Below are 14767 nucleotides of genomic sequence, written 5' to 3'. Positions count from 1 at the left end.
GTAAAACAGGATACCAATTACAATATCAGACCATAAGGCTGCAAGAGAAAGTTCTTTTATATTTTTATCTTTACATTGCCTCTTAAACAAGCTCGCCTGTTCATATAAGAAGTTATATGTATAATACATATAACTTCTACAAAAGGGGGATTCATTATGTTCCGTGAAAATCTTTGGTAATACACTCGGGTGATTGGGTCACCAGTCGCCCGTCAATAATATAGTGCGAATTAAGAAATTGGGGGAGGTAAGCTATGCAACTCGTGGATCATCCTTTTGTGAAGTTCGACCAACTCAAGACGATTTACAACTTCACATATCCGTTATTTCGCACTATTTCAAATGAATTTTACGATTACCTAGACTTTAATAAACTAGCGCAAAGTAAGCAGATTCCACAAGCGCGTACCATTTCTCTTTATTTGCATATTCCCTTTTGCGAAACCATCTGTTCCTTCTGTCCCTTTCAGAAAGGGGCCTACAAGCACGTTAAGCAAATCGAATCTTATATGTCAGCGCTTACCACAGAGATCAGAACCAAAGGAAATTTCATTCGCTCGCTTAGAGGGCCCATCCGCAGCATCTATATAGGGGGGCGGCACACCGTCACTCTTGTCCGCAGATAATATCCGCCACATCGGAAAAGTATTGCATGCTGAATTTGAGCTCTCTTCCTTAGCCGAATTTACACTGGAAAGCAAACCGAAGAGCGTCACACGTGATAAACTTTATGCTGCCCGTGAGATCGGCGTTAACCGGATCAGCTTCGGTATACAGAGTTTCATTGAGCGTTTCCGATCATTGTTTAACCTCACCTCAACACGTGAACAAATCAACAATACCATGGCTTGGTCACAAGAGATAATTGGGACATGTCGGTTTCGACCTACTATATGGCATGCACAGCCAGCAAGCCGAAGAACGATTATACGATTTGAAGCAAGCCAGAGAGCTTCATCCTGAAACCATCAACCTCTATGCAATCAACAATCTGGCTATCACGTCGCAACTGCATAAGTCTTACGCACAAAAAGGGCTAAAACCGTCCAGCCTACAGCATCGACAAATGCTTCGATTATTTAGCGATATCGTTATGCGCAGCTGCGGCTATGCGCCGTGTAATGGGCATTCCTATATCAAAATTGCCAATAACACTCCTCTAACGCTCGCTAAAACGAGTTCAGCTAATTATTTCCGCTATCACAAATATTTGCATGGTTATCATGACGATTATGTGGTTGGCTTCGGGGCGTCAGCAATGTCGATTCTCGGCTCACTCGTCACACGAGCCAATCCCAGTCGAAGCGGATACATTACCGACATACAACTTAAAGGCAAATCCAAAGTATACTACAATTGGGTATCAGCGGAGCAACAAGCCTCCAAGGCTTTGTGTATGAGGCTACCTTATAACGGTTATGCCAAAAAAGAAAGAATTGACTGGACCGCACTCCCCTCTTTCGTATACAATAACCTACAACAGCTCATAGGTGCAGGTCTCATCGTAGAAAGTGATAACGATCTCCAGCTGACTCAGCGTGGTTGGCAATGGTATTCCAACCTTATGTATTTTCTTCTACCTCAGGCAGATAGGAATATCTTGGACGGCTATGTCGCAAACATGCTGAATACAACCGCCGTACTTGATGGAACAGCGGAAACCTGTATGGCATCTTAAGGAGAAAAGAATGTTCACGCTTTTTACCAACAGGAACATACGCTATTTTTGCCTAACCGTTAGTCTGCTCGCCTTACTCAGCGGTGCTTTGCGCACTGCCATCCCGCTATTAGCAAGACAATCTGGATATGGCGTAGTCGGAGTAAGTTGGGCGCAAGGTCTCTTCTCATTAGCGTGGCCAATTTTCGGCATCCTTGCAGGCGCTTTACTTGATCGCTGCGACAAAATAAAACTTGCCACCACAGCTCTCCTCATCTTCATGCTACTGCATATTGTCCTGTTCGTACTGCTCATGATACAGATTGCTCCAGCCGAACAAATTTTCTTCTATGCAACCATTGCTGGATTCATCGTCGTTTCTGCCGAAGCTTATATAATGACGATTCCACCACTTATCATGGAGGGAGAGCGATTGATGACCTTCTACTCAATTGTCTTGTTTTTAGATTTCGGGGTCTCCTATTTTCTTGCCCCTGTCATAACAAGCAGCATTTTAGGGCATGGCACACTGCTATTTCTTGGCTTGTTAATCGTGCTTTTTATCACATTGATTTTTACCGCTCGCCGTGCTGTTCCGACATCGCCAACACTTGATAAAGAAAACATCACTTTCCGTTATATTATTGCCGGCTTTCGTTTCATTTTTTCAAATCGGCATCTTACCTCCCTTACATTACTCACATTCTTTCTATCGGTGGTATTTGGAGCATTCCTAACCTCGTTCATCTTCTTCGTTACCGACGGTCGGTATCTGGGCCTACATAGCAGCCAATATGGCGTAATGTTTGCAGCCTACGCGCTTGGTACAATGGCAGGTGCCCTATTTGCGCCGCGTATACGTTATGCACCGGTGCGCCTAGCTGTTCTCACTGACGGTTTAGGAACGGTTGTCTTGCTGCTGATTCCAGCCTTTTCAAAAAGTGCTGTCGTCGTATGGGGCGTCACCTTTATCGCTGGCGTTGGAGCAAGCTTATGGTTTATTGGTGTTACCGCCTTCAGGCAGCGCCTCACACCAAAGCAACTTCTCGGGCGAGCTAATTCTGCTTTTCGGGTGATAGGCTATGCTGGAATGCCGGTCGGAAGCTTTTTGGTCGGCGTCCTTGGTTCTTTTATATCATTGCAGTTTGCTGCCGCCTTTATCGCTGGACTACTATTGGTGGCTATCGCGATAACGCTTCCTTTTCTTTGGCAGGCTGATCATATAGACATACCCAACCCTGCCACGAGGTAACAGCTGCTTTAAAAAAGACACGGTCAAAAAAGGCACACATACCCTATTACGCAATCGATTGATCTGTTCTTTGGACGAGAAAATTATCACCATAATGGCTGATAGAGCCAGCGGCACTATAGAAGCAGCCAAACAAGCGCTAAAGACAAAACAGCCCCTTTACGTTGATTGGGCGATGATCTCAACGCCTATATGAAGGATGCAGAGAGCTTATAGCGTACGAAGTGCAATTCTTAACTAAAAACTCCGCCCTAGCAATGCCTACTTATACTCCAGTTAATCCGTCACCCGCTGGACATCAAATGCCTCACCCCTTTACTGCTCTTCAAAATACATTTTGCTGCACTTACGCGCCGTATTCTTCCTTTGTAATTAAAAGAGCAGCCCTCCTTTCTTAATTTAGGATATCTGCCTACACAACGCAGCAACAGATGCGACCATATATGCAATCACGCCTTAGGGACTGCATAGTAGAAAGCTTAGTTCGAGAGATTCATAAAGCCTATATCCCAATAAATTTTCCACCCAATCCACCTTTTAAAAGGGTGGCTTTATATAAACCGTTAGAGCAAGCTATGAAATCCTTAGGTGTATTAGAAATAATTGGCGTTTTTTACCTCAGACCAATGTTGATTGACTTTTACTCGTGCATATACGCAAGCGGTGCTACTCTTTTCTCAGATAGAAAGGACATAATCGTTACCATCTGACCTATTATTGTTTGAAAATAAAGAAAAAGTATTAGTGCGACTGATGATATTGAAGAGCTATCTCATTATGTGGCTGTACTTAATTACGGCATTGGGAATGCTAGACACGCAATCACCCATTTCTGCGCGCCTTCTGCATGATATTCATAAGATTTTACTACGCGGTAAACGCGGTACGTCCAAAAGCCTTGGCTAATTTCGCAAAGCACAAAATTAGCTTGGCGGTACGCAATTAAAGACAGCGTCATTCGTGCCGCCCACTCCTACCACAGCCCCCCACTCTTTCTACCACCATCCCCCCACTCTTTCTACCACCATCCCCCGCTTAGAATCGCGCCAACTCATCACCGGTGCCTCGTTAAACACCACACCAGTCTCAAGGGCGGTAAAATGCGCCTTGCCGCATTTAATCTTCAGCATTTCTTTAAGGCGCAAATCAAACTCGCTATTCGTTCCTTTTGTTTTCAGTACAAAATAAAGCTTTTGCGCGCCATCTCACTCTAAAACACCCCCCAATCCGGCGTGTAAGAGCCTATGAGCGCCACGATTTTAAAGCTCCTTGGCAATTTAAAAAATAATTTTACTTCGGAGGCATTATCATTAATTTTGCGCAAATTCTTTCTCAATATTACTCTTATAAACCCCACATAATCATATACACTCTTCTCATTGACCACCGCCGGCCATATGATCGCCTTTTCCAACCTAATTTTACAGATATGGGATCAATCTTATTGTGATGCGCACATCCAGAGATTATTTTATCCTCTGCATTAAAACCAAAAACATGAACAATACGCAGAGGCTTCGGTAAGAAGGCCAACCGCTCAATCTCAACCTACACGAAAATACATGTGCAGGCGAATGCCCCCCATAATATGCAATATTTCAAGCCCGTCCATAGGGGTACCCCTTTTAAAAATTGTGCCTATGGCTTATAATAATCTCCAAAATATATATTTAGCCCTTGTCTGAAATAACTCAATTTTGGATTGATGAGAACGAAAACGCGCTGCGATAATCACGTTGTTCAGCCCTAATAACCGGCGAAGGGAGCCAATATTCCTGCACCACCAATGACTAAATAACGGTATTTCCTATCATTTTTGATCATATCCTCCACCCTTATTGTACATTTTATCAGCAAGATGTGCGCAGCAAGCCCGTACATTTACGCTGCTAAGTCTCCGTGTACGGTTTTCATTCTCAAACGCAAAATCATCTTTAGCCGAAGCAACTTGATATTGCAGCGCCTGTCCATAAAGCGTATGCACAATTGGTACCAAATATACACAGGGCAGTGCGCATTTTGGGTTATATTGTCATGAGAGAGATGACTAAAAACTTTATTCCAAAAGCATTGTACTCTAAATTATCAAGAGCATTCTTCAATCCCCCTGAATAAGACCCGTGATAAACAGGACTTGCAAGAATAACATCGTTAGCGTCTGCGATTGTTTTGACAAATGCATACGTTTTAGCATCACAATGGTAATGACTTATAAAAACAACAACTTTTTTAAATGCCTCCTCAACAGCATATGAATATAAGCACGTTTTTTCTCGTCATTTTTTAAGGTATTAAACTCTTCCAATCTACCGAACTTACTCTTAAATTGTAGCCGAATGATTTTAATAAACCCATATTATTTTAAAAACTCAACAAATAATATTGAGGCTACAATCAAAGACACTTCTTTTCAATATTAAGCAAGTTTTGTAACCTATATTGTTATCTCCATAGAAGTAAAAACAGCCTCTATGGATGGTGAGTAGCTAAGCCTTCACAGCTAGTGCTTTACAAGCGCTTTTATAACACTCACTCTGCCCCCATAGGATTGCATTTTATTAAATAACCCACGCGCATATAATTAAAGAGAGAAACGATTAAGCTTGCACCAATCATGCCAAGCCAATAGCCAATAAAGCCATATTCAAAAAAATGCGCCATTAGCGCTCCCCCAAATAGGCCTAACCCCCAATAACTTATTGCTACAACAATTGTTGACCAAAACGTATCAAGCAAGCCCACAAGTATGCCATTGAGCATAGCTCCTAAAGTGCCAAAAGCAAAAGACAATAAGATGAACGGAAGCAACTTCCAAGAGAAAACAACAACGCTGTCTTCAGAAATATTAAAGATGGTTGTAAGGATAAATTCATAAGAGAGATAAACAACCACTGATAAAAATAAGACATAAGCTACAGCAAAAACTGTGACACTCATACGCAGCTGTTTTAGAGCCATATTATTCCTATCTGCTCTATACCACGCTGCTATTGTCGCAGCTGCGCTGGAAATCCCCAAAGCCACCACAGAAATAAGCATATCGAGACGCATCCCTATCGTATGCGCGGCCAAAGATTCGACCCCATAAGCCGTAATCATAAATGCAATAACAGAAGGAAAACCCTCCGCAATAAGAATACGTATACCAATGGGTAGCCCTACTCGCAGCAATTTTATTATTCGTGAAATCTCTAACTTTGGTCTCAAATAATTAAAGCGAAAAGAATGAAAAGCAGAATTGCGGGACAATATTATTGCTGCTGCAATAACAATTAAAATACGGATCAAACTGCTCGCAATTCCTGCACCAAAGACACCTAATCCGCTTGCAGAACCTATACCAAAAATAAGCAGCCAAGAGATAAGAAAATTTACGAGGATAGCCGCAAGCATAACCCAGGTTAAGGGCTTTGGATTACCAATTGCTGACAGTAATCCCCGGCTATTCACATAAAGATAAAAAAACACCACTCCTATAGCAGCACCACTATTATATTCCTGCGCTATATTGGCAATTGTCTCATCTTGGCCGAGAAAACACAAAATATTCCTCGTGTTGAGTAAAATGATCGCACTCATCATTCCAATCACAAGGGAAAGCCATATTCCTTGATCAAACCATACCTTTAATGCATATCTATCTTGTCTACGAAAACTTTCCGCAAGTTTTGGTGCAACCGCGGTAATAATACCTAGCCCAAACAACATAACAAAACTAAATATACTCAGAGCTAACATTGTACCACTCAAGGCTTGCACGCCTAAATGCGCTACAAGCGCTGCATCTGTGAAGGAAATCATCATCTGAAAGATAAACCCAACAGCCAGAGGCATGCCAAGAGAGAGCAATTGCTTCATCACAACAAACATTGTGAAATATCTTTCCATATTGAAGGGCATATTAAGCTCGGATCTTTTAAACAAAACACATTGATTTTTTCCGTAAAGTCTTTCCATCGCAAGTCTTGTGTAAAGGATGCATAATGAGAACGCATTAAGGTAAGAGGAGATGCCCAGTTCTTAAAAAAGAAGCGCAATGCACCTTTATTGGTTTTTTGGACTTTATGCCATGCGTTTTTTTGTACAATATTATGCCCCCAAGCAACTACAGTCATTGATAAAAGATCCTCAGCGAACCGTTTGTTCGTCTTGTATATCCATTTTTAGTATTTTTAATCAAACTTTTTGGTACTGCAAGTAATACACCTGTGCTAACCTTTGCTTACTCGCTGCTTACATACGTAAAAAAACAAAGCCGACCAAGTTGTCAAAAAACACAGGCATTAGCATTTTTACAATCCATTGTGCCTATACACCAATTAAAAAAGAGCATTTATGATACATAAGGCACCTCGATGCCCCACCGCTCTACGATCTAAAATTATGAAACTTTATTTCAACAACCAACGCACAATATTTTACGGACGCAAAAGCACCATCTAGCACTCACTAGGAGAGCATTCTATAACTATACGCACCATGTCCACATCACAAAACTATAGAGACTTCATATGAATGATTGCCCTCTCCAAAAATAATAATTTTGTCCACCTCCGAATCCAATCTGAAGTATTCATTTAACAACACATCAATATCATATCCTCTTGATATGCTCGTTCGCGATATTTCTGGCTAATAGCCGCACAATCATTTGGTGTATTCAAATCGATAAGCATCTCTACTAAAAACGATGGACAGCTATTAATTTCGACTCAATCCATATAAGATGACCCACACACTATTTTTTCCTGTGTCTTTATGTAAGTCACAGGCAAGTCCCTGTTCAACTGTATCTTCACTTTCAAACCTCCTCGTCTTTTATTAACTTTTTATCAGTATAAAGCCAAGCCAAATTAAGCGGGATAATTAAACATATACAAACCAAGGCAAAACAAAAAGCTGCTTCTATACAAACATTATTTGCCAACCAACCAATCAGCACAAGCGCTAAAATACCAAAAATACGCGCAAGAAAACTAACAATGGATAAAACCGTATTTGCATTCTTTTGTTGAATATGTTTAAAAAACTCTGCTTCAAACTGCGTCATAGGAACAGAAAAAAAACTGTGAAATACGGTGAATAAAATAATAGGAGCCCAACTGTTTGCAACGAGAAGCAGAGCAAGCATAACAACAGCACTTAGGACGAGTGAGCACAAAGTTATCGCCATAGGAGCATATTTTTGCATAAGATATTTAATTACAAAGCGATTAAATAAGTATTTTACGAGAGTATAAGACACAAAGCACAGGCCAAGAATAAGAATTTTAGTCTTTCCTGTTGCATTGTCTAATACTCCTGTTTGTCCCAAAATAAAAGGTTGCCAAAAATGAAATATTGGCTGCAATGCAGCAACAATAAAACCACATATCAATATATAATATAATCCGATTTTTGAGGTAACTAAATAAGTAAAAGCTTCTGTTGCATGCAACAAAGAACCCGAGTCTATTGACTGACTACCCGAAACGGATGCAATAGCTATCCCCGTCACCCGACTAAACAAGAATACAAGCACGAGAAACCCGAAAGAACAAAAATAATATGCCGACTGATAATTATCCATACACAAAACAATAAGAACACCTAGCGCACCAGCAACCATATTCATGAATGCCGTTAGTTCCCGTTTATAGGCATTTACTTGGTGGTAGATCAAACTACCCTTGTAACCACCGCTATCGATTAAGCCTTTAATCCATGTACTATCAGCGCCAGAGCATAAAGCAAAGCCTAAAGCATAAATAATTTCTGCCGGAATTAAGACAGAAAGATTAGGCGCGTAGATACATAAAAAGAAAAAGAGCGAAAAAAAGAAACATGATAAGATAACATTTTTTTTAACGCCAATTTTATCTCCTAAAATCCCACAAGGCACTTCAAAAATACAAATAGCCGCGCTAAACACAATTTGCAATAAGGCTAACTGTGCTATACTAACGCCCATAGACAAGAAAAAAAAAGCATGGAAGGAACCTGTAATCAACCGAACCCCGCTCATTGCCCCACAGCCATAGAGCAACTTTTTAACTTCATAATCTATCGTCATTAATATATCCAAAAGCTATAAAGCTGGCAGCTTTTTTGCCGCCAGCTTTATATATTTTAAAACTTCAATTCATAGAAGCGCCTCAAGCAGCCATTTTCTGCTCACTTGCTCGGGCTTTGAGCGCAGCAACATCAACCCGTTTAATTTTTTTTCAGTGGTTTATACATATCTTTAGTTTTCATAACTTTACCTCCTGTATTAAATGAAAACAATTAAATTCAACATGAAGTGTACATTATAACTACCTTTTATCAATTTATTATTTTGATATAAAAAGCTTTTCTCCCCTCCCCCTTAAGTATTTCATGCTCCAATCATTCTGTAACAACCACCGCAGCACTTGGAAACTCATGCGCCCCTTCGGGCAAAGTACGCTTATATTCACGCCAATTTATCACCGGCTGGTCGTTAAACGCAACGCTCGTTTGCAGTGCAGCAAAATGCGCTTTGCCGCATTTAATCTTCAGTATTTCTTTAAGTCGCAAATCAAACTCGCTATTTGCCCCTTTTGTCTCCAGCACAAAGTAAAGCTTTTGTTCGCCATCTCGCTCTAAAAAAACTGCCCAATCAGGCGTATAAGAACCAATGGGAGTGGCTATTTTAAAACTTCTTGGTAGTTTAAAAAACAATCTGACTTCAGGATCATTTTCAAGACTTTGTGCAAACTCTTTCTCCACACTGCTTTCATAAACCACATGATCATACACACTCTTCTCACTCACAACAGCTGTACGCTCTAAATTTGCCACAAGCTCTTCACTGGTAAAAAGCTCTTGCACACTATATTCTTGCCCGACCAGCTTTAAATATTTAATGCCATCAATTGTAAGATTAACATGGGTTTTATTGAGTATTTCTTCTATGCGCTCTAAAAAAGCTTGTGGATTTTTTACAAACTCATGCTCACGGCCACTCTTGGTCAAAATACCAATAATTGTCTTTGTGGTTAATTTCAGCTTTAAGGTCAAATAATGTACAATGTTCGGCAGTGCACAAAAACTATAATCAAGCGCACTCTGCTTTAATAACTGCTCTTCATAGGTCACACCAGCACTATCCAGTTCTATCTCTGCTGTCTGATAAACCAAATGCGCGGGCGCAACTGGCGCCATTTTTTCCACTGCATCCACTGCTTTGGCAACAAACTCTGTGCGATCAAGCTTTGCACGATAAGTGGTCTTTTTATTGATCTTTTCCCACAAGGCCAAAAACTCTGGTGAAGCCACTGTTTGCTTTTTAAGCTTAACCCGCACCTCGCGCGTAGCATTACGAATAATCGGCATGGCTTGGCTCGCTTCTAGCGCCTGCAGCACAGCCTGCTTCTGCCCTTTACTAAAACGTTCACTTAAATCTAACGTCCCAGTCGCCCATTGCGCTTTTAATGTATCTGTGATTTTTCCTGCTGATGTAAGCAAGGCTTTTTCACGCAACTCAACCAATATATCAGCAGCCTCTTGCGAAGACAGAATTTTTGTTTCTGTCACAGTTGTCATATAAATCAGATCTTGCAGCGTCTCAACATTAATAAGCGCGCCCGCATCAGTTTTTTTCACAATTTCTTGACGCAATTCGCGTGGCATTTCCTCCGCCCCTATAGCATCAAATTCGCTCGCTACTAAATCTTGATCTACTTTAACGACACCTGCCTCATCAATAAAATCTTTTGCAACAAGTATTTTAACAATTTTTTGTGCTTGCGATACTTCCACTTTAGCGGCCACATATTTTACATCTTCATAAATACGGCCAACCAAATGCTCCATCTGCAATGTACCAAGTTTATAACCAATATCCGCCTCTAATTCTTTTTGCAATGTACTCACAAACTCAGCAAAGCTTTCATTCACCATGACATGCAGCACATTTATATCTTTATCTTCTACCTGTTCACCGTGTTGGTTTACGCACAAGCGCAAACCGCGACCAATCTTTTGCCGTACGGTAAAATTCGATTTTTGCTCAATCAACATACACACTTGAAACACATTCGGATTATCCCAGCCTTCTCTCAAGGCCGAATGCGAAAAGATAAAACGCAAGGGGCATGCAAAAGATAATAACCACTCCTTATCACGCATAATCGTGTTATAAGTGTCATCATCAGCTTGGCTGTCGCCCTTTGTATCCTTATAGACGCCTTTTTTGTCTTGCGAGAAATAACCGCCGTGCACGTTTCGAACATTTTGTGCAAACTTAGTTCGCAAGGAGGCATATTTCTTTTTCGCCAACAGCTCTTCATAACATTCTTCAAACATACGCTCATAAAGTGCTGGCTCTTCATCAGAGCTACGATATTTAGCCACCTCATCAATAAAAAAAAGTGATAAAACTTTAATCCCTAAAGGCGCAAGCCGCAATTCTTTATCTAAATGTGTTTCTATAGTGCGATAAATTTGCGCGCGTTTAAGCTCTATTGTATTCACATCACCAAGGGCGTGGCCAAATTTGACAATTTCAGTATCAGAAAACTCAACAGCTTCATCCCCCGCCATGCAATTGATACCCGAAACAATATAACCCCTATAAAGCTCACGCCCGCCCGTAACGCGATACAGATCATCGCCTTGTCTCACTGTAACTGTTTTGCGGCTCACAGTGCCATTCTTTCCCGCAATATCCAACTCTAAGCGCGCCTTAAAGCCATGTTTGTGAGATACGGATTTCAAGGCAATATAGGGACGGTTAAAATTTTGCTCTATCTGATTAGAAGAAACACAAATTTGCTTTACCAGTCCTTTTTTATAAGCATCAACAGGTGTTAAACGATATAAAAGATTAATCTCATCTTTATGCGTGGCACTATAGCGGAAAATACAAAGCGGATTAAGGCTCGCAATAGCCTCCTTCGCTTTTGCTGTATTATCCACCGATTGCGGTTCATCTATGATCACAATCGGATTTGTATCTTGGATATAGCGCATAGCACTTTCGCCATTCAGTTTATCTTGCGGAAGGTTGATAATATTTTCTGCTTTTTTAAATGCATCAATATTGATAATCATAATTTCAATATTGGTAGAGCTTGCAAATTGGCGAATTTGCGAAAGATCTTTTGAATTATAAATAAAATAACGATAGGGCAGATTATCAAACTCTGCTTGAAAATGCTCCCTTGTTACCTGAAGTGATTTATACACCCCTTCGCGAATAGCAACACTTGGTACGACGATAATAAATTTGGTAAAGCCATAGCGTTGATTTAACTCAAAAATCGTCTTGCTATAGACATAAGTTTTGCCTGTTCCCGTTTCCATCTCAATAGAAAACTGCTTTTGCTCTAGCGTCTTACTCGCCAAGAGTTTATTGTTCTGTTGCACCTCTTGTAAATTTGCTAATATGCTTTCATCACTGATCAATAATTGATTACCATAACCAAATTCATTTAACGCTAATTGTCCTTGTTCTGAATGCAAGAAAATAGAAGAATTCCGTCGTGGTTGGCCTTTAAATAAATCAATGACGCTTTTAACCGCATCATTTTGAAATTCTTGTTGTTTAAATTTAAGTTTCATATCGCCGCCCCAATCGTCTCTCTATAGTTTAAATTTTATCAAAACTTACTTCATTGTCTTTAAAGATAAAGTCGCAATTAATAAGCGCCTCATCACTTTTAAAGGCCGCATCAAGCGCTACGATTTTTACGGGCAAATACTTTATCATCTCTTCCGCATCTTCGGGTTCAAAGGGCGGGTCTATGGCTATAATTACCAAGACATCGCCTTCGCTCTCGCCTATATAATAGAATTTTTTGCCATTGATTGGTAAAGGGTAAATTTTTAAATCCAGTGGCCAACCATATTTAAGTATGATTTCGAAGATAATATCTTGATGAGAGCGCTCGGGAATCACCCCCTGCAAAATATGATCCAAGCGCATTTGCAATTGTTCTTTAACATCAAGTGCATTCGGATCAATCGGGCTATCGTCCCATATGGAAAAGTTGGAACTATCGAGCTCTAGAACGCGAAATCCGGTGTCTAGAGGCTGCTCACTTGTGAGTTCTGCTTCATGCTTTTGCTTGATTTGTGCACCAGCGCGGCGAATACGTTCAATACCTATATCGCAGATAGTTTTATAACCAGTTTTATAGGCTTCGCTCTTTTCATCACATAATTCAGGCAATTGCACCATGATGAATTTGCGATTACCACCATCTTCAGCATTCAAAGCCATCACTGCATGCGCCGTTGTACTAGAACCAGCAAAAAAATCGAAAATGATGTCGTTGTCACTGGTCGTCTGTTCAATCAATTGCTTTATAAGACTCACACCCTTGGGATGATCAAAAAATTGGCCGCCTAAAAGTTCTCGTAATTGTTTGGTCGCTATAAAATTCATATCTGTTTCAAGCATTGTACTAAATGGTTTAGTTTGAGATTTAACTTCTGTTTGATGACGTTTATAAGTAGGCGTACCTTGTCCGTTTTTTGGGAAGATCACCTTGCCTTCTTTGATGATGTTTGCCATTCGTCCTTTTTCATAAGCCCATACACGATTGGGATTACACTGGTAAACTACACCCGTTTGTGGATCAGTAATCGGGTAATTAAGATTTGGCCGCTCTGATGCTGTTTTATTGCATGTCAAATTATCAGCCATCCAAGGCCCGCGCGGGTCATTATCGGGGTTGGTATAATTTGCAAAACTCTTTTGTACTCCACTAAAAACAGTGTGCCTGCGACTATAACACAAAATGTAATCATGGTCTGTACTTACATTGTTTTGCGCATCATTAGCACCAGTGCGTTTCCTCCACACCAGCTGCGCAACAAAATTCTCTTCGCCAAACACTTCATCACATACTTTGCGCAAATTATGAACTTCATGATCATCTATTGAGATAAAAATCACCCCATCGTCACGCAATAAGGTCTGTGCCAAACGCAAGCGCGGATAAATCATATTGAGCCAAGCCGTGTGAAACCGCCCCATTGTCTCAGGGTTCGATTTTGTCGTTTGGCTCGTCACTTCCTTATATCGCGCCAATGGGTCTTTAAAATCATCATCATAGATAAAATCATTACCCGTATTATAGGGCGGGTCTATATAGATCATCTTCACTTGGCCAAAATAAGCCCGCTGGATAAGTTTTAACACTTCAAGATTATCGCCCTTAATATAAAGATTATGTGTATTATCAAAGTTTACGCTCTCCTCGCGCTTCGGGCGCAATGTCGCAAGTGAAGGCTTTTGCGCAAGCTTTAAACTTGCTCCTTTGCCCTTCCATTCAAATTTGAACTTCTCAAAATCATTATCAATATATTCGCCGCATAGATTAAGAAGCTGATCTATATCCAGCTTTCCCTCAGCAAAACATTGCGGAAAGACTGCTTTTAACTTTTCTATGTCTGGATTAATAGGGCTTTGACTCATGCCCTCTATTTTATCTTCACCCGCTATTATACTCATCTTTGCGCTTCTCCGTTACGCTTAGTATAAAATATGTCTATGAATATTTCTTTTGTACGTCGCAATTCCTTTTATCCTATTTATTTCTATATCCTCTGCAAATTTACTTTCATGAAAAATGTCGTATAAGCTGTTCTCTTTATTTTTTAAAGTTTCTTGTGCTTGTTTTATTTCTTTTTGCTTACGCAAGTCAGCTAAATAAATTCGCATTACCACATTTTGATCATTTTGCTTTTCTTTGATTTACTTTGCAAAAGCAATAATTTCGCGCTCTAAATTAGCCGCTGTTTGGCATAATAAAGACAGCGATTTTATATTTTTTCTTGTGTGCTATTATGGCACTTACAAATATTATCAATAAGCTTATCAATTGGCACAAGCACATCCAAGTACTATC

General features: G+C 40.3%; 11 protein-coding genes. 3 read left to right on the top strand and 8 right to left on the bottom strand.

What is annotated here, in order from left to right:
* Positions 1–612 precede the first annotated feature (612 nt).
* The 3 genes from PVV63_RS01790 to PVV63_RS01780 all read left to right on the top strand — a co-directional run bounded on the left by PVV63_RS01790 (position 613) and on the right by PVV63_RS01780 (position 2909).
* Entirely contained in the window at positions 613–963 is a 351-nt protein-coding gene (locus tag PVV63_RS01790) for a hypothetical protein (RefSeq protein WP_273790375.1), read from the top strand.
* A 433-nt stretch (positions 964–1396) separates the two neighbouring features.
* The gene (locus PVV63_RS01785) at positions 1397–1678 is read left to right on the top strand and encodes a hypothetical protein (RefSeq protein ID WP_273790374.1); all 282 of its coding nucleotides are present in this window, start codon (positions 1397–1399) and stop codon (positions 1676–1678) included.
* A gap of 10 nt (positions 1679–1688) precedes the next feature.
* Positions 1689–2909 carry an MFS transporter gene (locus PVV63_RS01780; protein ID WP_273790373.1) on the top strand — a complete coding sequence of 407 codons (1221 nt, stop codon included), beginning with the start codon at positions 1689–1691 and terminating at the stop codon, positions 2907–2909.
* A gap of 995 nt (positions 2910–3904) precedes the next feature.
* On the opposite strand, the gene PVV63_RS01775 is transcribed toward PVV63_RS01780, so the two are convergent.
* The 8 genes from PVV63_RS01775 to PVV63_RS01750 form a co-directional block, all read right to left on the bottom strand.
* Positions 3905–4054 (bottom strand): hypothetical protein, encoded by a 150-nt coding sequence (locus PVV63_RS01775; protein ID WP_404977277.1) that lies wholly within the window; start codon positions 4052–4054, stop codon positions 3905–3907.
* A gap of 65 nt (positions 4055–4119) precedes the next feature.
* Positions 4120–4266 (bottom strand): hypothetical protein, encoded by a 147-nt coding sequence (locus tag PVV63_RS10435; protein ID WP_375631047.1) that lies wholly within the window; start codon positions 4264–4266, stop codon positions 4120–4122.
* 453 nt (positions 4267–4719) lie between these two features.
* Positions 4720–4893, bottom strand: coding sequence for a hypothetical protein (locus PVV63_RS01770; RefSeq protein ID WP_273790372.1), 174 nt, complete (start codon positions 4891–4893; stop codon positions 4720–4722).
* Positions 4894–4933: 40 nt separating this feature from the next.
* Positions 4934–5122, bottom strand: a complete 189-nt coding sequence (locus PVV63_RS10335) for an NAD(P)H-dependent oxidoreductase (RefSeq protein WP_342753365.1) — start codon at positions 5120–5122, stop codon at positions 4934–4936.
* 316 nt (positions 5123–5438) lie between these two features.
* The gene (locus tag PVV63_RS01765) at positions 5439–6779 is read right to left on the bottom strand and encodes an MATE family efflux transporter (protein WP_273790371.1); all 1341 of its coding nucleotides are present in this window, start codon (positions 6777–6779) and stop codon (positions 5439–5441) included.
* Between the two features lie 931 nt (positions 6780–7710).
* Positions 7711–8961 (bottom strand): MFS transporter, encoded by a 1251-nt coding sequence (locus PVV63_RS01760; RefSeq protein WP_273790370.1) that lies wholly within the window; start codon positions 8959–8961, stop codon positions 7711–7713.
* Positions 8962–9275: 314 nt separating this feature from the next.
* Complete coding sequence (locus PVV63_RS01755; RefSeq protein WP_273790369.1) at positions 9276–12473, bottom strand: DEAD/DEAH box helicase family protein; 3198 nt, start codon at positions 12471–12473, stop codon at positions 9276–9278.
* Positions 12474–12501: 28 nt separating this feature from the next.
* Positions 12502–14370: a site-specific DNA-methyltransferase gene (locus PVV63_RS01750; protein ID WP_273790368.1), complete on the bottom strand. Its 1869-nt coding sequence runs from the start codon at positions 14368–14370 to the stop codon at positions 12502–12504.
* Between the last annotated feature and the right edge of the window lie 397 nt (positions 14371–14767).

Source organism: Bartonella sp. CM31XJBT (assembly GCF_028618555.1).
Lineage (GTDB): Bacteria > Pseudomonadota > Alphaproteobacteria > Rhizobiales > Rhizobiaceae > Bartonella.
Note: the sequence above shows the minus strand (reverse complement) of the source record. Positions and strands in the feature narration are given on the sequence as shown.